We start from the raw sequence: 18,291 nt of genomic DNA, 5'->3' as shown, positions 1-18,291 counted from the left end.
GAACTATATATCTTATCCATAACATCATATTACACCTTATATTCTAATTAGTAAAGCTAGAAGCTATCTCCTGCAAGAAAGCATCCTTAACCAAGGAATCTTCAATAGAGCGAGCAAACAAAAAACGGACAACGCGCCTTCAATGACCCCAAATGAAGCCGCGTCTATCCCATCAAAGAAAAGGAGGGGACTCGAACAAGTATGGTAAACGGTTTGACAATCGGGGTTTTGGGAGATATTGTTTTGTCACGTGTGCAAAATTGTGTGCAGCTAAAATTTATGACATTGGTTCCAGCCAACCTCGTTCTATACTTGCGGAGAAAAAGGATGTCCTTTGTCACATTGTATCGCTTGTCTATTGAAATCTTCCAGAGAAACATCTGCAAAATGCTCACGTTGCCAAGTTGTATAGTCAAACGGGTCTTTCAATAAACTGGCAATAAAAATTTCAGTCTCTACAGAACCCAAATGATTCAAGAGACATGTTACCTCCGGCCATACCTCCCGGCCCGATCGCGGCAAGCGACGCGCTGATCAAAGCGGCGCCATGCAACGTGGAGATGGCAGTTCCCGTGGACGCCGCCCCCAGCAACCCCATAGAGCCTAGCCAAGCCGCCAATTTTGGCGCGGCCAGCCAAGAAACTGGAGTAATTATCGCGACCGACGCGAAGGCAAAAGCGCCTACAGCGGTAATAGATTTCAAATTCGTGCATCTGCGCTCGAACATTTCTTTGTAGTTTTTCAGATCGTCGAGGGTATCGTTCAGTTTGCTAAAATCCGCGATGCTACCGTCATGCTCTCTGCAATAATAATCCCCCTTGAACCAGTTCGAAACGCCTTCGTAACCGGAACTCAAAATGGAGTCTTTTCCGGAATACTCCGGCGCGTATTTCGCCATGTTGGAACACCCAAACGCTATACATCTCACCGTCCTTTGACCGCATTCCGCGCACCAGGATTCGTTGCGGCTGAGATAATTTGTCTCAACCAGTATATGCTCGGAAAGTTTTCCACACCACGAACAGTACGCTTTTTAAGTCGTGGACATCTCCGTTTAGCTCCTTCCCTCTTTCTGCGCGATTCGTATTATACCAAGTCGCCGCTTTTTAAACAGTTTGCGTGCCGCAGTCCGGGCAAAAGTTGGAAGTGACCATTTTTCTGCACTTAGGGCAGAACTTGTCTCCCGTCGGCGTGGGCTGCTGCTGTTGCATAGGCGGCCGCATATGGTTCATCGCCTGCTGGCTCATCTGCTGCCCCATCTGCATACCCATCGCCATTTGCGCCATATCGGACGCTACGCCGCCTACGCCCCCCTTGCCCATGCTGTCCGCCATAGAGATGGCCGCGTACTTGCCGACGTCGCCCACAAAGGCTTGCGCCGCCACCTTTTCGGCCATTGCCTGAACTTCCTTGGGATAGTTGATGGCGAGGATGTCCAGGTCCGCCACTCCAAGGCCGATGTCAAAAAGCTCCTGATCAAGTTCCGCCATCATTTTTTTGCCAAGGGTGCGGCTGCTTGCCTGCAAGGCCACCAGCGCGTTCATACCGAGCTGCTGCTCTCCGCCCAGGATACATTCGGCGATGATGGGATTCAGGTTGCCCATTATGCGCTCGGAGATCTCGTCCAGCGAATAGGTGGATTTAACACCCGCCACTTTTTTGATAAAGGTCAGGTAGTCGCGAAACTCCACAACCAAATTCCCGTGGCAGCCCACGGGAATTCCCGAAGGCACTTCCGGCGTCGGAATCATGATGCGCTGCCTCGTTCCCCAGGGAAGCAAAAACTGTTTCGCGTTGACAAAATAGATCTCCGCCCTCATCCCCGTGTCTGACCTTAGCGAGAAAACGCCTTTCATCGTGGAGAGGAACGGGGTGATCTGCGTCTCCACGTCAAAATTTCCCTCGTCCTTGAATATGCCCTCGATTGCCCCATTGGCGTAAAATATCGCGTTCTGCCCCGCGCGTATGATGAGTTTCGACCCTTTTTTTATCTCATTGGCGGGCCATTTGTAGAACAAAACGTCGTCCCTGAATTCTTCCCACTCGATAGTGTCCTTCCCTTGTCCAAACCACGCCATTTACCGTTCACCTCTATATATAATCTTATATTACCTTTGTGCCTATCAATGCGTCATCATGTACCAGGCGGCAACGACCGCCACAACCCCGAGGGCTGCCAGCGTGATTTTGATCGCGGAGTAGGGCCTGCTGCCGCTGACTTTGCCGGTTTCGCCGTTGATAACGTAGTTATAGGTCTTTCCCTTGTAACCAAAAGCAGAACTCCAAAGGGGGAGGAGCACGTGTTTGTAGGTCACGTTAGAATACTTCGTGATCAGCGACCGCACGTCCGCCCTGTCATATTGCCTTTTGATGTCCCTCGCCGCCAAGCTCCGCAGCTTATTCTCCATGATGTTTTTCGCGCTCTCGAAGCCCGCGTCCGCCTTTATTTTGTAGACTTCCGCGTAGTAACCCGAGAGATAGCCGATTGAAAAAGGTTTCGTATTGGTGGTGGTGCCGTAAGGCAGTATCCCTTCGACGTTCTCCTCCTTGTGGGAGGCGCAAATTTGTATGTCGTCAAAGGAGGCGCTCACAACGCCGCTCACCGGATACCAGTCCGTCACGATTCTATCCTTGCCGTCTCTGCCCTTCTCCCTCCTGTCTCTTCCGCCCCTTCCTTTATAACGGGAGACGGCGTAGGCGTCGTATGTCCAAAACGGAAGAAACAAGCCGGCCAGTCCGCCCTCGGAATATCTGTTTTTGAAATCGTTGGGGGCAAACCAGCGGCTTTTTACCCATGCCCTAAACCTTTGCTGCGCGTCTTGTTTGTCGATTTTGAACGGAATGACGCCGTCCGGCGGAATCCCTGCGCTTTGCTTCGACACGGCGACCTGAGTGGAGCCGCACATGGGGCAGGTGGCCGAAAATTGCGCATCGGAAAAAGATATCTCCATGCCGCACTGTCGGCAGGTAACCACCGCCATTCCCTGAAACGGGATAGTCGCCCTTTCGCGCTCCAGGTATGAGCTGAAATCGTTTTCCTTGACAGTGTCGGAGAGCGTCTGCAAGTCGTACTCGTTACCGCATGCCGAGCACGCGAATACCTGCTTTTTGATGTCGAACTTCATAGTGCCTCCACAGGATTGGCATATGAACGTTTCGGTATTGATATGAACCTCTGTTGTCATCTTGTCCCCTCCGCGTTTTTTCCGGGCTCGCTTACGATTGTTTTCCGAGGCTGGCTTTCAACGCGGCGAGCTGGTCTTCCACCAGATCAACCTTGGCCTCCTGAGTGGCCGCGTCGTATTTTTTCGCTAAATCCTCGACTTCCCGCGCTCCTTTGACGAACTCTTTGTCGAGAGTCGCGGCGGCGTCCGCAGCATCCACCCGCTTCTGCACCGCGTCGAACAAGCTGTCCACGCCGCTCAAGGGGCTACTGCCGAACTTTTCGTCGAATTTGTTCAGCTTCTCCTGCTGCTGCGCCACGGCCAAATTCCGCTTCAGCTCGCCCAGCTTGCTCTCCGCGGCATAGATGTCGTCAGTCAGTTTTTTCAGCAGTTGCCTCATCTTCCCGCTGTTGTCTTTGGCACGAGCGTATAGGGTGGATAAGTTCGCTCTTTCGGATTCCAGATGATTCTTATGAGTCAAAAACTTTCTGGCGTCGTCGTCGTTGCCTTTTTTGACGGCGGCCGCGGCGTAGTTCTCGTACTTCTTGCACTCCGCCTCATTGTCGGCCAGCTTGCGAGCTAGCCCTGTTTCTTCGGCGATCACCGCGGTCGCCTCCGCCTTCACTTGGGCGACGTTATCCTTCGCGTCCTTGATATATTTTTCCAGCAACTTATCCGCGTTGCTCGCCTCCACTTTGGAAAGAAGTGAATTGATGTTCGCGCTCATGATGTCTGTAAACCTGCTCAATATTCCCATAATCGTTTCTCCCTTCTATCTTTGTGCACGGACAGTGCTGGCATTGAAATCAATCAATAGCAGACAGCCAAGAATCAATAACAGCCCCGCTACCCCCTAACAACACGCCGTACGGATGGCTCGGTAAGCCTGATATGAAACCAGCGACAAAACGGCAATATTCGTTATTCCAGTAGTCCACAATTTTTCCACAATATTGCTGATATCCAATAACTAAACCTCTCTTCCTTGTTCCCATTGACACTCTGCTTCTTAATTATAGTATAGCGTTCAGAGTTCGGGGCGATATTTGACAGAGGGTAACATGAGGAAAATATTAAGCGTCTGCGTAAAAATCATTTTTCAGCATATAATCGGAGAATAAGAACCCGAGAGAGGGCGGAAACTTTATTCGTTTATACAGAGGAGTTTATATAATGGAATTTTTCGACAATGTAAAAAATATATTTAAATTCGTAAATAACAACCGTTTTTCTTTTGATGATGTTCGTACATTAACAATAGAAATAAACGATAAATCGTATTTGCTATTAATGAAAAAACATCTTCTGAAATGAAAATAATACTTGACCGCTTGTATATGCAAATTCACATTGAACGGGAGGAACCATCTAAAACGGAAGAAAGTAATGGTGTTTGAATGGTTGGGCCGTCTTTTATTTGATGTATCTCAACTTTCGCAACGAAGTTTTCAATGTAAATACATTGGTATCAGTGAATTTAGATGCAATAAATGCGTCGAAAATACCTTATGTTGATTTGGACGCAGTTTTCCATAAATCGTTGCAACAACAACTTTTCTCTCGATTTCGTTGTCTAGATTTCGTTGTCTAGATCGAACTCGTTGCTATAACTGGATCGATACCAAGATGCGAAGGTACCTAATTTTCGGGAATGTAGAATTACCTGAATCGTAAGCTGCACTCTACATACGAGAAGGCAGAAAGATTAGCCTCCTTGGGATATGGACATATTCGCCTGTTACCTTTTGGCCTTGGATGCCTCTACCCTGGAATTAGCCTCCGTTTGATGGTGCTCATTATAAAAATGTTCAACAGCCAGCCAACCCACCATTTCGGTAATCCCCGCCGCCGTCGTTGTATTAACTGCATTTCCAATGATCGGAATCCATCCAATAAGAACTTGAGATGCTACTCTGGCTACATTTGCACCAATTATGCTTGAAACTATCATCGCAAGTAGTCCTTTTGCTGCGCCCTCGGCCAGGCTAATATCAAACACCCCCGCAAGACTAACATGAAATTGCCCTCAGTCAGGATGAAGCGAATTGGTTGTTGCTTCTGGGCCTGGCGCAGTATGGGGCTGCTGTGGGGACGCTGACCATCAGAATGAGCGGTGTTGCTCTCGCCGACAGCGGATGGATAGATGTTGTTAGCGACCCAAGCGCTGCCGCTGGGTTGCATGCGTTGGACATTCGACTCAATCAATGGTGCGATAAATTGTGTTTGCCCGCCGCGAATCGTCAAATATTGGTGCGTGATGGCACTCAATGGCGGCTGGCCTGGAATATCGACCAAATTATGTTTTCTCGTCAGGCTTTCCATGGAGAATTACGGCTAAACCTGGCGGGGCATTTTAATCCAGACCCACGAGCGTACAATAACTTTACGATTCAAAAAGACAACGCCCTGACTATAGAAATGGGCGAAATTAATAATGCTTATCTGCAATTTACCCCTGCTAAACCGCTTGTGCAAGATGCAGCAGTTACTGCTGCGGTGGCGAAAACGTTGCTTTTTATGAATATGAACCCAGTGGGCATAGTAACATTCGCGTTCCGTCAACAACTTGAACGTTACTGGCGCTATCTGTACAATGCCTTGCAGAACAATAACCTGGGAAGTTGGAACGGTATGGCGTCCGAGAACTCCAGGGAGCAAGCGTTTTTGATGAACAGAAATTACTGGCAGGTCCTGAAGGATGTCTTGAAGGGTCATGAACCAATTGCCGCAAACCTTAATTCCCCGACTGTACAATCCTATATCGAACAGCTGCAAAGTGATTGCACGAGCGTGAACGAACGGCAGAAGGTGATGGACGTTTTCAATAACGTTTTGCAAGACATAAGGAAACGGCCAAACGCCCCCTGGTTCCTTTTCTTGCTTATCGACTTGATTAAAGAAGAATTTAACGATGAATTTGATCGTTTATGGGAGGATTATGTACAATTTACAGAGGACATTTTTCTATGGCTCAGATCCCTGATAATTCCTGCAGCCGTCACTTTGCAAGAGCAACTACATTTGCAGCGGCGTTACAAAGACCTGGCTGGCTTTATGCACGATTTAGATGTATTTAAAGGACAAGAAATGAGATTACCTGATCGATTCAGAAGTAATTTGACTCATTCGGCGACGTTGAAAACGATTGCGCAAAAGGGCTGTACTCTTTACAATAACTTCTCCCTCCCTGGATGGGGGAAACAGTGGTTTTTGTTTTACGCAATCAACTTCAAAATCTATGGCAACGGAGAGTGTATTCTACCGTTTGACGGTGACCCTCAAATGGCAAGAGATTTTTCCTATACGCCTCCGTATAGCAGCAGCGAGTTGACGAATGCGACATACACCCACACCGAGTGGTCTCATGTTAACCCTGGCGTTCCGGGGGGTGGGTTTCATGATTATCTCCTGGGAATAGAAGCCAGTATGGACATCTTTCACGTGGGTGTCAGAGATAAGGATGTTTTACATGGTGCATGCGATGGAAGCTCTCAAAACCCCTATGAGAATCTTTTGATTCATCGCCATCCGTCAGAGGAAATTTTTCTCTGCCCGGGGAATGAGGAACGAGTCTGGGGATATTTTGTGGCTGCGCCACAATGAATTCTCGCCGCATGCCTGGGCTTTTTTTTGAAGAAAGTCTATCATGAGTATAGCGAATTAATTTAAGAATCATAAATGTTTTTCACATAAATGCCTTGATATGCTGGCTTTTTACTATTCTAACTTCAGGCCTTTTATCTTGATTCACTATACAATGTGAGCGGTGGGAAATGAGAGCGTACCCATTTCTCCACCGCATCAAAGGTTGTCAAATAGAAATATTCCGTACAATCGGGACACGCAAGGCCGCAAAGCGTAGCATGGAAGATAAAACGAAATAAAGAAAAATCCACCTGATAAGCAGAGTCCACATATTCGATACATCTCCTTATAGTGACACCAAAGGGTTAAATTTTTCAGTCCATTTTTATTATATTCCTACTTCGATGCTTAACCGCATCGTGGTAATTATCCTCGTTTGAAATTCGAGGCATGGGAGGGGGAAATACAATGTGACGTATTTGAAGTTCAGCCAAAGCCACTTGTATCCCTTTCTAAATCTAAGCACCCAATTGGAGCGCATTGACGTCACAACACGTAACGATTCCCATCAGTTCAGACCTGAGTTCATAATTTTTGTACACATAAGCAATAAAACTCTCAATGTGTACTAGTCTGTGCACAACTCACAAATAGATTTTAGCATCTTGGGGCATACTCAGGTAGACTTTTGAAAAGCAAAAACTCCGTTTTAAACGGAGTTTTTATACTTGAATCAATCGGTTTGAATTTGTTTTTGGTGCGAAGGAGGGGACTCGAACCCCTACACCCAAAAGTACCAGATCCTAAGTCTGGCGCGTCTACCAGTTCCGCCACCCTCGCGTTGAATGTCATGCTTTAAATTCTACTGGGTATGTCCAGATACGTCAATTAGACTCCACCGATTTTTCGTCGGCAACAAGTCTGCCGTCGAGAAATCGCAAAGTTCTACTACCCCACAAAGCAATGTCTGGCTCGTGGGTTACCAGAACGACAGTAATGCCCTCTTGGTTCAGGTCCGAAAAAAGGCGCATGATCTCCTCGCTGGTTTTCGTGTCCAGGTTTCCCGTGGGCTCGTCGGCTAAAATAACCGAAGCCTTGCCTACCAGCGCTCGAGCGATGGCCACGCGTTGTTGCTGGCCCCCGCTCATCTGATTGGGCTTGTGACTCGCTCTGTTTCCCAGTCCTACGCGTTCAAGGGCGGCAAGAGCGGCCTTGTGGCGTTCCCGAGACGGAATGTTGCGATACAGAAGCGGCAGCTCCACATTTTCGATGGCGTTGGCGCGAGGCAAAAGGTTGAATCCCTGAAAAACGAAGCCTAGCTTGCGGTTTCGTATCCGGGCCAGCTCCGAGCGATTTTGTTTTTTGATATCGACGCCGTCCAGAATATAGCGTCCCTGGGAGGGAACGTCGAGGCATCCCAGGATGTTCATCATGGTGGATTTGCCAGAGCCGGAGGGTCCCATCACACAAACGAACTCTCCCGCCTTCACGGAAAAAGACACATCATCCAAAGCCCGCAGGGTCATCTCTCCCGTGCGGTAAATCTTGACCAGGCCGCAAACCTCGATCAAGGTCCTTTCGTTGAAGATCGAAGATGCCGATTCCAGCATAAGCAGAGAGCCAGCGACGAAGGAGCTGTGCGAATCGTTTAGTTTCTTCTCCATTCTACTAGAAGAGAACTCGCTGTCCCGTGCTGGGAGCGATGGCCGCGACAGCCAGCTCGTCGCCGTTCCTAAGGTCACCCGAAACGAGTTCGATCCGGCTACTGTCGGTGATACCCGTCTGCACAAAAACTCTATGGCCCAATTGGTTGTCGTGAACAACCCAAACGTTTCCTGCGTTCAGGCTCGAAGTCCTTTGCCGCCTGTCTTCGGAGGCGATGGACAACGCCCCCAATAGATCCTGGGGAGGTCTAAAGCGTAAGGCCGCCGCTGGGATCCTCAACACGTCCTGACGTTTGTCGGTTTTGACGGATACGTTGGCGGTCATGCCCGGCTTCAAGCGAAGATCGTTGTTGTCCACGTGGATGACGACGGTATAAGTAACAACGTTATCCGTGGTTGTCGGGGCGATGCGAACCTGAACGACTTTGCCGATGAAAAGTTCTTCGGGAAAGGCATCCACGTGAAAATCCACGTCCTGTCCTTTGGCGACGCGGCCGATATCCGCCTCGTCCACGCTGGTGTCGATCTGCATTCGCGTCAGGTCTCTCGCTATGCTAAAAAGCGTGGGGGTTTGAAAACTGGCCGCTACCGTTTGCCCTACGTCCACTTGGCGAGAAACAATGACCCCGTCTATGGGCGAGGTGATACGAGTGAAATCCAAGTTGGTCTCCGCGCGTTCCACAGCGGCTTTTGCTTGAGTGACTCGCGCTTTGCTTTCCCGCAGCTGGGCCCGCTTGAGCAGTACGTCGGTTTGGGACCCCTCCAACTCGCTTTGTGAGATCAATTTGCGCGCGTAGAGTTCCTGATTACGCTTTAGCTTTCGCTCAGAGTCGATCAAAGAGGCTTGGGCGCTTCCCACTCCCGCCTCGGCGACCTCTAAGTTGGCTCGGCTTTCGATCAATTGCGACCGCAAAACCGCTGGGTCCAACTGGGCGATCAACTGCCCTTCTTTTACGGGAGAGTTGTAGTCCACGTAAATTTCCTGAATGGTGCCCGATACTTGGGTGCCCACTTCCACCACGGACACAGCGTTGAGCTTGCCGCTTGCCGTGACCGTAGCCGTAATGTCTCCGCTGTCGACCTTTTCCGTGCGCAGCTCGTAGATTACAGGAACTTTTCTGAAAAAGGCGTACCATATCCCCCATCCAACGGCGAGAATGAGGGTCAGAACAAAAAATTTTTTCATATCAACGCGTTATGCCTCCCGTAAACATTTGAACTTATTTAAACTTAATTTAAGAGGGAAAGATTAAAAAATCAAAAACCGGATGACGAGCAATATCATAATGGCAGCCATAATCAGGGTTCCGAAAAAGATGATATTGTCCACATTGATGATCATCGTTTTGTTGGTAGAAGCTCCCTGTACCAGTCTACGTAGACGAAGGTCTTTGGTGACGGTGATCAGGCCCTCGATTTCGTCGTTGATGTCTAAAAAAATATAGGTCTTTGAGTCGTTTTTTCTCTCGACGGACAACACAGGGAACGCCGCGTCTTGGTGCGTGGAGGTCAGGTATTTTTGAATCATGTCCCCCGCGCCTACACCTCCTTGCATTTTGACCTCCAGCACATCGCCGGGTCTGAGTTCAGAAACGGGAATGCCACGCGTCGGGTCAATAACGGGCAAGCAGGTGATCAGAGTTCCGGTCAAAGATTTTCCTTTTTCTTCGAATTGGGAAACACCGGCGGACTCTTCTGCACTTTCCGGCAGTACCCCAGCATCTACCAGATCTTGGCGAGATAGGGACTCGAACGCTATGGTGAATTCGAGGAAGTAGTGAGCCGTACGTTCAAAATGATGGCGCAGCTCCGTGGAAAGAGACACTAAACGCTGCGCCGAGCCGAGATCATGATTCAGTTCTTTTCGAGCGGAAACGGTAAAAATTTCGAGCATGACGCTGTTCAACTGATCTCCCACGCTTTTTTCGTAAACACCCATGTTGGAGATGGCGTTACTGAGTTCCCTCCATCCCATGTTCACGTCAATGAAGGGAACCTCCAGTTGGCGCGTTACCCAAAAAACGTTCGTCAGACCTTCGCCAGTGCTTACATTAAATACAAAACAAAAGGCGCCCCAAATGTCGCCCCGCTTAGGGGTATAGAAATAACCTTTAAGAGCGCCGTAGAATTGGGGCGCTTCATTGTTATAGAATGGATTTTCCGCTGGCGAGCCCTCTACGCGCGTCGCTGCATCGGGTGGTGTCGAAACATTTTGTTCCTTTCGTGTTTGCGTGCTCCACTCCTGATTGTCCGCCATGACGTTTTGCTCCTTTGTAGATCGCTTATCATAATTATAACAGTCATCGCCACCGCGACCGAAGGTATAATAACTTCCACAATAGAGAAGTTACATAGTGGAATTACATATAATAATCTGAATAAACTAACTAGTACGTTGAAAGGATCGGATGAACATGAAGGATCGGATGAATATGAACGAAAGGAACGGGCTCGACGCGAACTATCGAATAGGTGATTTTACCGTCGGCGACGGAAAGCTGACGCTAATGGCGGGCCCCTGTTCTCTGGAAAGCCTGGATCTCGGTTTGAAGATCGCTCGGACAATGAAAAACGTCTGCGCGGCGCGAGGGGTCCACTATATTTTCAAGGCGTCTTTCGACAAGGCCAACCGAACGTCGATGGCTTCTTGGCGCGGTCCGGGCATTGTCAAAGGCCTAGAGCAGCTCGCGCGGATCAAGACGGAGCTGAGCGTTCCCGTGGTGACGGACATTCACGAGCCGTGGCAGGCGGAAGACGTGAGCGCGGTGGTGGACGTCATACAGATCCCGGCGTTTTTGTGTCGTCAAACGGATCTACTGGTAAGCGCCGCGGCGACGGGCAAAATCTTACATATCAAAAAAGCTCAATTCCTCGCTCCCGAGGATATGGCGAATGTGGTGAACAAGTGCCGGGAAGCGGGCAACAGCCGTGTGTTGCTCTGCGAGCGGGGGACGACGATGGGCTATCATCAGTTGGTGGTGGACATGCAGTCCTTGGTGACGATGCGGGCGCTGGGTTGTCCTGTGGTCTTCGACGCGACGCACAGTGTCCAGAAGCCGGGGGGGTTGGGCGGGTCCAGCGGGGGGGATCGATCAATGGCGTTGCCTTTAGCCCGGGCGGCGACGGCTGTGGGTATCGACGTGCTTTTCGTCGAGACGCATCCCTGTCCCGACGCGGCTCAAAGCGATGGTCCTAATATGATCCCGCTAGCGGAGATGGGCGATTTCTTGGATCAAGTGCTGATGATACACGAAGCGCGAAATAAAATAGTGAAATAATAGAATAATATAGTGAAATAATAGAATAATGAAGAAAAGATGTACAGGAGATCTTCATGAAAGGGCAAATGGATGGCAAAGGGCAAATGGATGGCAAAGAGCGAATAGGTGACGTTGATTTACCCTGGGAGCGAGAGGGAGTTTCCTGTGGTGATGAGTCGTTGATACAAACCGCGAGAAGCGTCATTCTGGACGAGGCTGCCGAGCTGACACGGGCGGCGGACAGGATCGGACCGGAGCTGGTGCGGGCGGCGCGCGCCGTCTACCAGTGTCGGGGGCGGGTTGTCGTCATCGGCATGGGCAAGTCTGGCCATATCGGGCGTAAAATCGCCGCGACCCTGGCCTCTTTGGGAACACCGTCCTTTTTTCTCCACGCCGCGGAAGGGGTTCACGGAGATCTGGGCATGGTTCGCCGCGAAGACGTGGCTCTTTTCCTCAGTAACAGCGGTAGCACGGCGGAGGTGCTGGCAGTGTTGCCCCACTTCAAGCGGTTGGGGGCCTTGACGATCGCGGTGACAGGAAATGCGGATTCTCCTCTCGCGAAACACGCGGACATCGTCATAGACGCGGGGGTGTCGTCCGAGGCGGACCCTCTGGGCCTGGCCCCCACCAGTAGCACGACGCTGCAACTGGTGCTCGGCGACGCGCTCGCCGGTATGGTGACTCGGCTGCGCGGGCTACGCAAGGAGGATTTCGCCGCGTTCCATCCAGGGGGAACCTTGGGACGCCGCCTGTTGACGCGGGTTGCCGACGTGATGGGCTCTCCGAATCAGCTTCCGAAAGTGAGGAAAGATGTTTCGGTGCAAGACGCCCTGTTCGAGATAACGGACAAAAAATATGGCGCTACCTGCGTTGTGGGGGAGATAGGAGAGTTGGAAGGCATTTTCACAGACGGGGACTTGCGCCGACTGCTCGAGCGGAATGGAGTGGAGGCCCTCAACCAACGGATCGAGGCTTTCATGACCCGTGCTCCCAGCATGATCGAGCCGGAGCGATTAGCCGTTGATGCCGTCAGGATCATGCAAGAACGCCAGATCAGCGTGTTGATCGTCGTGGAGACGGGGGGGAAAGTCCCTTTAGGGATGGTTCACCTGTACGAGCTACTCGAAAAAGGGCTCGCGTGATGGACTCGCGTGATGAAAGAAAAGCGAGATCTGCTGCTTTTCTTGGTGAACTGACGCCCTTTTTTACCGAATAAGATAAGAAATGTTCTCCTGTATGCCTATGACGGCGACAGGGATTTTTAATTCCAAACCCGACAGCTAACCTCCTGCCGGGTATTTTTGTGCGCGCGGCGCCGTTTATGAGTTGTTGAAAAGGCTTTGTTGTTGAAAAGGCTTTGTTGTTGTTGAAAAGGCTTTGCAGTATTTTGAGGTATGATGTTTTCGAGAGTGGATTTTTTGGGGGGCCTGTAAGATGCGAGACGCGAAACGAATGCAAGAGTCGAAGAAAACAAAGGACGCCATAGAGCCGACTATAGGGCCGACTGTGGAATTGATGATTGACAGGATATCCAGCGATGGCAGCGGCATCGCGCGCACTCGAGAGGGAGTCATTTTCGTCGAAGGCGCTTTGCCTGGCGAAGTAGTGGAGGCGGAGGTCACGAAGCGCAAAAAGGACTTTTCTCTGGCGCGCGTCATCCGCGTGAAAGCAAGCAATCCCCGCAGAGTCCGACCGGCATGTCCCGTTTTTGGGACTTGTGGAGGATGCCAGCTCCAACACGCCTCTTACGAACTCCAATTAGAGATCAAAGCCGACCTGGTACGAGACGCGATGACACGCCTCGGAGGCTTCGACCTCCGAAATCTTTCCCTCGATTCCGACCCCGATTCCAGTTGTGATTCCGGTCTTCAGTGCATACCTAGCTCGCGGCAATGGGAATACCGCAATAAAGCATCGTTCCCCATCCGCAAGATCAAGGGAAAACCCATCGCTGGCTATTATGAAACGGGCAGCCATTGGCTGGTACCCTTGGAGACATGTCCGGTCAACGCCGCTCCACTGAACAGGCTTTTTAGCCTATTGCAAAAAGAGCTACCGAGCTTAGCGTTAGACGTGTACGATGAACGGGCTCATGCGGAACCCGGCTTGGTTCGGAGCGGGGGGCTGCGTCACCTGGTCTTGAGGGCGGGGCTCCACACGGGGGAGACGCTGGTTTCCCTCGTCGTCGCCGGACGCCTGAATGCCCAGAGCATGAAGAGTATCGCCGGGCTATGCCGGCCTCTGAAGGAGATCACGACCCTGACCCTGAACCACAACTCGCAGCCTGGCAACGTCATTCTCGGAGACCGGACCGAGGCGATAAAAGGGAGCGGTCTCATTGGTGAACGTCTAGACGAGTGGACTCTCGCTTACGACACATCCTCATTCTTCCAGATCAACGTCGAACAGGCGGCCAAACTTTATCGTTACGTGCGAGCTTTGGTTCAGGACGAGAAGCCCGAAACGCTCCGCATTCTGGAGCTTTACAGCGGCGTGGGCTCCTTGACCTGCTATCTTGCGGGATTGGGGTCGGTGACGGCCGTGGAGGAGTGGCGCGGGGCTGCTGAGCTGATGGTGCGGAACCTGAAGAACAATGGAATATCCAACGTCAATGTTGTCGAGGGAAGGGCGGAGAACGTGCTACGGGATCTGCCAGCGTATGGCCATGCGTCTCTACCTGGAGGATATGACCTCGTGGTGTTAGATCCACCTCGAAGCGGGTGTGAGCGCGCCGTTTTGGACAAAATTCTGGAGTTTGAACCTCAGCATGTTCTGTACGTATCCTGCAACCCCGCTACCCTGGCGCGGGACACAAAATTTTTGAGAGAAGGCGGTTATCGCCTGAAATCGTTACGGGTTTTCGACATGTTTCCTCAAACGGTCCACGTGGAGACGGTAGCTCTAATGGAAAGATATATGGAAAGACATATGGAAAGACATTAGAACGGTTTCAATGGAAAGGTATCAGGAAGGTTTTAGAGGGGCCAATACTGGGAGAACACACGTTTTTCCCTAAGTTTCTCACCCAACTTTACAGGCTGTTTTCGGCTAATATTAAGGTACTTCCAAGCAAATACGGCAAAAAGATCTGTGAAATTATCTGAACGCTCCTGTACGCACCCCGCAACCCCTCGAGGATCCCGCAGGGACCAATAAGCAGAGAACCAGCGACGAATGAGCTGTACGAGCCGCTTAGTTTTTTTACCAACGGACTCTGTCTCCCTGAGCTTGAAGTTAAGGAACTTGAATTTAGGAAGGTGAATGTTTTGGAACTGAAGCAACTGGGGGAACACACGTGGTATATTCCGGGTCGCGTCAATATCGGTTATTACGAAGAGAATGGGCAAGGCTACTTGATCGACACTGGCTTGGACGACGACCAAGGACGAAAACTCTTGAAATTATTGAATGAAGAAAGGAAAGGAGTACCCCTTCGAGCCATCGTGAACACGCATTCCAACGCCGACCACATCGGGGCCAACGCATTTATTCAGAAACGCACGGGCTGTCAGGTCTGGGCGACGCGCGTCGAGGGGACGCTCACGGAAAGGCCCTCGTTGGAACCGCTGTTCCTCTGGGCAGCTTGGCCGTTCAAAGATATTCGCGGAAAATTTATCGAGGCCAAAGCTTCTAAGGTAACCTTCATTGGGCCTTTCGAGTCTTTGGAGGCTAACCCGATAGAAGATACAGCTTTGGTGGCGGTGCCGCTCCCTGGACACTACCTCGACATGATTGGGGTGAAGACGTTGGACGGGGTTTTCTTCTTGGCCGATGCCCTCTTCGATCCTGGTATTCTCGCCAAGTATCGTTTTTGCGTGATGCTGGACGTGATGAGCGCCTACAAGACCCTGGACGTGATCGAGAAGGCTGAAGCCCAATGGTTTGTACCCTGCCACGCGCCGGCGACTCAAGATGTAAGAGAGCTGGTGCAACACAACAGAAAGGGACTCGCCTGGATTTCCGACGCTGTGGAAAAAACCCTGATGGACTCGGAGAGACCCCTAACCCGTGAGGAAATTTTATCTCACGTTGGCGTCTCCAACGGGCTGGAGATGGACGCCGCGCACCTGCTCTTGAACCTCTCTTCTATATCGGCGCACTTGACATACCTCTCGGAATTGGGCAAAGTGGAGCCTTTTGTAGAAAATTGTTTCCTGCTATGGAGATTACACAAAGATCGGAGAAAGGAACAAAGCGAGTAACCGTCCAAACCCTCAAATTAGGTCTATAATTAAAATCAAGAGTCGGGCCAAAGTTTTAACCAACGGTTTTAACTAACGCACCCGGTCGACAAAGATTTTTGCGTAGAAAATGCGCGTGAACGAGGTGCTTTGATGCGAGTCGACAAATTTTTGAAATACGCGCGCCTGGTAAAACGCCGAACCGTGGCTCAGGAGATGATCGAGATTGGCGCTGTGCGAATCGACGGTCGAGTGTGCAAATCTTCGTCCGAGGTGACGGAAGGGTGCGTGGTGGAGGTGGCTTATATGGCTAAGGTCTTGAAGGTAAAAGTTCTATGCGCTGACGAACAGCTTTTGAAGCGCCCTGGGAGCGTGGCCTACGATGTGGAAGAAGAGCGTCAGGTCTCGGTGGACAAGCGCCCTTGGTGACATAAATAAAAATTTAGCTTTTGCCTTGTATATTTAGAAATTTGTATATTTAGAAACTTGTATATTTAGAAAAAGGAAAGGAGTTGTATGTGACTATGGCTACGATAGTTGGGATTCACAGCCGTGAGATATTGGATTCGAGGGGTAACCCTACGGTGGAGGTAGACGTTTTTCTCGAAGAGGGCTCCTCTGGGCGAGCTGCCGTTCCTTCTGGAGCGTCCACGGGCGTACACGAGGCGCTAGAGCTTCGCGACAAAGGAGACAAACGTTACGGCGGCAAGGGCGTTCTGAAAGCCGTCGATAACGTCAATGAAAAAATAGCGCCGGAGTTGATCGGCGCGGAGGCCGATGACCAAGTCGCAATCGACAAAGCCATGATCGACCTGGACGGCACGCCGGGAAAGTCGTCCTTGGGAGCCAACGCGATCCTGGGTGTTTCAATGGCGGTGGCTAGAGCCGCGGCAGACAGCCACTCACTGCCGCTCTGGTCGTACTTGGGCGGTTTTGGCTCCTACATCCTACCTACGCCCATGATGAACGTCATTAACGGCGGCGCTCACGCGGACAACACTGTGGATATTCAAGAATTTATGATTGTACCCCACAACGCCCCCAGTTTCACCGAGGCCCTCCGCATGGGAACGGAAACCTATCACGCCTTGAAGGGCTGCATCAAATCGCGAAAATACTCCACAGGTGTGGGGGATGAAGGCGGTTTCGCTCCCGACCTCAAAACCAACCGCGAGGCCTTGGACTTGTTGATGGAGGCTGTGGAGAAAGCGGGCTATAAGCCGGGGACGGACATTAGCTTCGCGTTGGACGTGGCGTCTTCGGAGTTCTTTCAGAAAAAGAGCGACAGTGACGAGGGGAAATACGTTTTCGCAGGTGAGGGCAAGACCTTCACGGCGGACGAGCTGATCACTTACTACGAGGGGCTCTGCAAAGACTATCCCATCTTATCCATCGAGGATGGTATGGCCGAGGAAGACTGGAAGGGTTGGACCGCTCTCACCCAGCGTTTGGGTGGCAAGACGCAGCTTGTTGGCGACGATCTTTTCGTCACCAACCCGAAAATTTTGGCACGGGGCATCAAAGAGGGAGTGGGCAACGCCGTCTTGGTGAAATTGAACCAAATCGGCACAGTTTCCGAGACCATCAAAGTCGTGCAAATGGCGACCTTGGCCGGTTATTCATCGATTATTTCCCACCGATCCGGCGAGACGGACGATACTTTTATCAGCGACCTTTCTGTGGCAATGAAGACGGGGCAGATCAAAACGGGCTCCGTGGCGCGCACCGACCGCGTCGCTAAGTACAACCAGCTCCTCCGCATAGAGGAACATCTCGGCAAATCCGCGATCTATGCCGGACTCGACCGTTTCGCCAGAGTCAGAGCGTAGTGAGGCCAGAGGGCTTTTTCTAATGAAAAAGATCGTTTCAGTGGACAAGGCTCCGGCGGCTATCGGCCCCTACAGTCAAGCGGTTCAGGCGGGAGATTTTCTTTTCGCGTCGGGGCAGATTCCTCTCGACCCTAAAACGGGGCAGTTGTTGACGGGAACCATTGAGGAGCAGGCGAAACTCGTTTTGGAAAACGTCAAAAACATCATCGAGGGAGCGGGATTCACGATGCAACAGGTCGTCAAGACGACGGTTTTTGTTACGAACATCGAAAATTTCGCTTCAATCAACGGAATTTACGCTCGATATTTCGCGGAGACTCCTCCGGCACGCTCTTTTATCGCCGTCAAAGAGCTACCGAGGGGCGCTCAGGTCGAAATCGAGGTTACTGCCTGGAAAGGATAGAAGTCGAGCCCAGCGATTATCGAAGGGGTTTGTGTTTTATGGGGCTTTATTTTCCCAAGAGCATAACCCCTTTGTTGTTTTAAAGCTTTTAAAGCTCTTGAAAGAACTGGTTTTCACTATTTTAATTTTCACTATTCTAACTTTAGGCTTTTTGCTTTAATTCACTATGATTTAAAGGTTGTTTTAAAGCTCTTGAAAGAACTGG

Annotated in this window: 16 protein-coding genes and 1 tRNA gene; 8 read left to right on the top strand and 9 right to left on the bottom strand. The window is 50.7% G+C overall.

The window, feature by feature from the left end; all coding sequences use genetic code 11:
- Positions 1–448 precede the first annotated feature (448 nt).
- The 5 genes from LBJ36_03260 to LBJ36_03240 all read right to left on the bottom strand — a co-directional run bounded on the left by LBJ36_03260 (position 449) and on the right by LBJ36_03240 (position 5,163).
- Positions 449–928: a hypothetical protein gene (locus tag LBJ36_03260; GenBank protein ID MDR1378049.1), complete on the bottom strand. Its 480-nt coding sequence runs from the start codon at positions 926–928 to the stop codon at positions 449–451.
- 178 nt (positions 929–1,106) lie between these two features.
- Positions 1,107–2,078: an SPFH domain-containing protein gene (locus tag LBJ36_03255; GenBank protein ID MDR1378048.1), complete on the bottom strand. Its 972-nt coding sequence runs from the start codon at positions 2,076–2,078 to the stop codon at positions 1,107–1,109.
- Positions 2,079–2,123: 45 nt separating this feature from the next.
- Positions 2,124–3,185 (bottom strand): hydrogenase maturation nickel metallochaperone HypA, encoded by a 1,062-nt coding sequence (locus tag LBJ36_03250; GenBank protein ID MDR1378047.1) that lies wholly within the window; start codon positions 3,183–3,185, stop codon positions 2,124–2,126.
- Between the two features lie 31 nt (positions 3,186–3,216).
- Positions 3,217–3,921, bottom strand: coding sequence for a PspA/IM30 family protein (locus tag LBJ36_03245; protein MDR1378046.1), 705 nt, complete (start codon positions 3,919–3,921; stop codon positions 3,217–3,219).
- A gap of 981 nt (positions 3,922–4,902) precedes the next feature.
- The gene (locus LBJ36_03240) at positions 4,903–5,163 is read right to left on the bottom strand and encodes a hypothetical protein (GenBank protein MDR1378045.1); all 261 of its coding nucleotides are present in this window, start codon (positions 5,161–5,163) and stop codon (positions 4,903–4,905) included.
- Between the two features lie 53 nt (positions 5,164–5,216).
- Between LBJ36_03240 and LBJ36_03235 the strand changes: the two genes are divergently transcribed.
- Positions 5,217–6,767, top strand: a complete 1,551-nt coding sequence (locus tag LBJ36_03235) for a hypothetical protein (GenBank protein ID MDR1378044.1) — start codon at positions 5,217–5,219, stop codon at positions 6,765–6,767.
- Positions 6,768–7,504: 737 nt separating this feature from the next.
- Here LBJ36_03235 and LBJ36_03230 read toward each other — a convergent pair.
- The 4 genes from LBJ36_03230 to LBJ36_03215 all read right to left on the bottom strand — a co-directional run bounded on the left by LBJ36_03230 (position 7,505) and on the right by LBJ36_03215 (position 10,670).
- Positions 7,505–7,589 (bottom strand) — tRNA-Leu (locus LBJ36_03230).
- 44 nt (positions 7,590–7,633) lie between these two features.
- Positions 7,634–8,275 carry an ABC transporter ATP-binding protein gene (locus tag LBJ36_03225; protein ID MDR1378043.1) on the bottom strand — a complete coding sequence of 214 codons (642 nt, stop codon included), beginning with the start codon at positions 8,273–8,275 and terminating at the stop codon, positions 7,634–7,636.
- A 142-nt stretch (positions 8,276–8,417) separates the two neighbouring features.
- Positions 8,418–9,599 (bottom strand): efflux RND transporter periplasmic adaptor subunit, encoded by a 1,182-nt coding sequence (locus tag LBJ36_03220; GenBank protein MDR1378042.1) that lies wholly within the window; start codon positions 9,597–9,599, stop codon positions 8,418–8,420.
- Between the two features lie 63 nt (positions 9,600–9,662).
- Positions 9,663–10,670 carry a hypothetical protein gene (locus LBJ36_03215; GenBank protein ID MDR1378041.1) on the bottom strand — a complete coding sequence of 336 codons (1,008 nt, stop codon included), beginning with the start codon at positions 10,668–10,670 and terminating at the stop codon, positions 9,663–9,665.
- A gap of 157 nt (positions 10,671–10,827) precedes the next feature.
- Between LBJ36_03215 and kdsA the strand changes: the two genes are divergently transcribed.
- The 7 genes from kdsA (at position 10,828) to LBJ36_03180 (ending at position 18,086) form a co-directional block, all read left to right on the top strand.
- Positions 10,828–11,691, top strand: coding sequence for a 3-deoxy-8-phosphooctulonate synthase (gene kdsA / locus LBJ36_03210; GenBank protein MDR1378040.1), 864 nt, complete (start codon positions 10,828–10,830; stop codon positions 11,689–11,691).
- Between the two features lie 56 nt (positions 11,692–11,747).
- A complete protein-coding gene (locus LBJ36_03205) occupies positions 11,748–12,815 on the top strand; it encodes a KpsF/GutQ family sugar-phosphate isomerase (protein ID MDR1378039.1) in 1,068 nt (355 codons plus the stop codon).
- A 292-nt stretch (positions 12,816–13,107) separates the two neighbouring features.
- Positions 13,108–14,616: a 23S rRNA (uracil(1939)-C(5))-methyltransferase RlmD gene (gene rlmD / locus LBJ36_03200; protein MDR1378038.1), complete on the top strand. Its 1,509-nt coding sequence runs from the start codon at positions 13,108–13,110 to the stop codon at positions 14,614–14,616.
- 323 nt (positions 14,617–14,939) lie between these two features.
- On the top strand, positions 14,940–15,875 hold the full coding sequence (locus LBJ36_03195) for an MBL fold metallo-hydrolase (protein MDR1378037.1): 936 nt from the start codon (positions 14,940–14,942) through the stop codon (positions 15,873–15,875).
- A 132-nt stretch (positions 15,876–16,007) separates the two neighbouring features.
- Positions 16,008–16,283: an RNA-binding S4 domain-containing protein gene (locus LBJ36_03190; GenBank protein ID MDR1378036.1), complete on the top strand. Its 276-nt coding sequence runs from the start codon at positions 16,008–16,010 to the stop codon at positions 16,281–16,283.
- Positions 16,284–16,378: 95 nt separating this feature from the next.
- Positions 16,379–17,683: a phosphopyruvate hydratase gene (gene eno / locus LBJ36_03185; GenBank protein MDR1378035.1), complete on the top strand. Its 1,305-nt coding sequence runs from the start codon at positions 16,379–16,381 to the stop codon at positions 17,681–17,683.
- 22 nt (positions 17,684–17,705) lie between these two features.
- On the top strand, positions 17,706–18,086 hold the full coding sequence (locus LBJ36_03180; protein ID MDR1378034.1) for a RidA family protein: 381 nt from the start codon (positions 17,706–17,708) through the stop codon (positions 18,084–18,086).
- The last annotated feature ends 205 nt before the right edge of the window (positions 18,087–18,291 follow it).

Source organism: Synergistaceae bacterium (assembly GCA_031267575.1).
Lineage (GTDB): Bacteria > Synergistota > Synergistia > Synergistales > Aminobacteriaceae > JAIRYN01.
This window is presented reverse-complemented; position numbering and strand designations above follow the sequence as displayed.

What these genes read in the sequence shown, in the direction of transcription:
- LBJ36_03225 (MDR1378043.1), bottom strand. Translation starts at nt 8,275, where the DNA reads ATGACCCTGCGGGCTTTGGATGATGTGTCTTTTTCCGTGAAGGCGGGA.
- LBJ36_03205 (MDR1378039.1), top strand. Translation starts at nt 11,748, where the DNA reads ATGAAAGGGCAAATGGATGGCAAAGGGCAAATGGATGGCAAAGAGCGA.
- LBJ36_03250 (MDR1378047.1), bottom strand. Translation starts at nt 3,185, where the DNA reads ATGACAACAGAGGTTCATATCAATACCGAAACGTTCATATGCCAATCC.
- LBJ36_03180 (MDR1378034.1), top strand. Translation starts at nt 17,706, where the DNA reads ATGAAAAAGATCGTTTCAGTGGACAAGGCTCCGGCGGCTATCGGCCCC.
- LBJ36_03215 (MDR1378041.1), bottom strand. Translation starts at nt 10,670, where the DNA reads ATGGCGGACAATCAGGAGTGGAGCACGCAAACACGAAAGGAACAAAAT.
- LBJ36_03220 (MDR1378042.1), bottom strand. Translation starts at nt 9,599, where the DNA reads ATGAAAAAATTTTTTGTTCTGACCCTCATTCTCGCCGTTGGATGGGGG.
- rlmD (MDR1378038.1), top strand. Translation starts at nt 13,108, where the DNA reads ATGCGAGACGCGAAACGAATGCAAGAGTCGAAGAAAACAAAGGACGCC.
- LBJ36_03245 (MDR1378046.1), bottom strand. Translation starts at nt 3,921, where the DNA reads ATGGGAATATTGAGCAGGTTTACAGACATCATGAGCGCGAACATCAAT.
- eno (MDR1378035.1), top strand. Translation starts at nt 16,379, where the DNA reads ATGGCTACGATAGTTGGGATTCACAGCCGTGAGATATTGGATTCGAGG.
- LBJ36_03255 (MDR1378048.1), bottom strand. Translation starts at nt 2,078, where the DNA reads ATGGCGTGGTTTGGACAAGGGAAGGACACTATCGAGTGGGAAGAATTC.
- kdsA (MDR1378040.1), top strand. Translation starts at nt 10,828, where the DNA reads ATGAAGGATCGGATGAATATGAACGAAAGGAACGGGCTCGACGCGAAC.
- LBJ36_03190 (MDR1378036.1), top strand. Translation starts at nt 16,008, where the DNA reads ATGCGAGTCGACAAATTTTTGAAATACGCGCGCCTGGTAAAACGCCGA.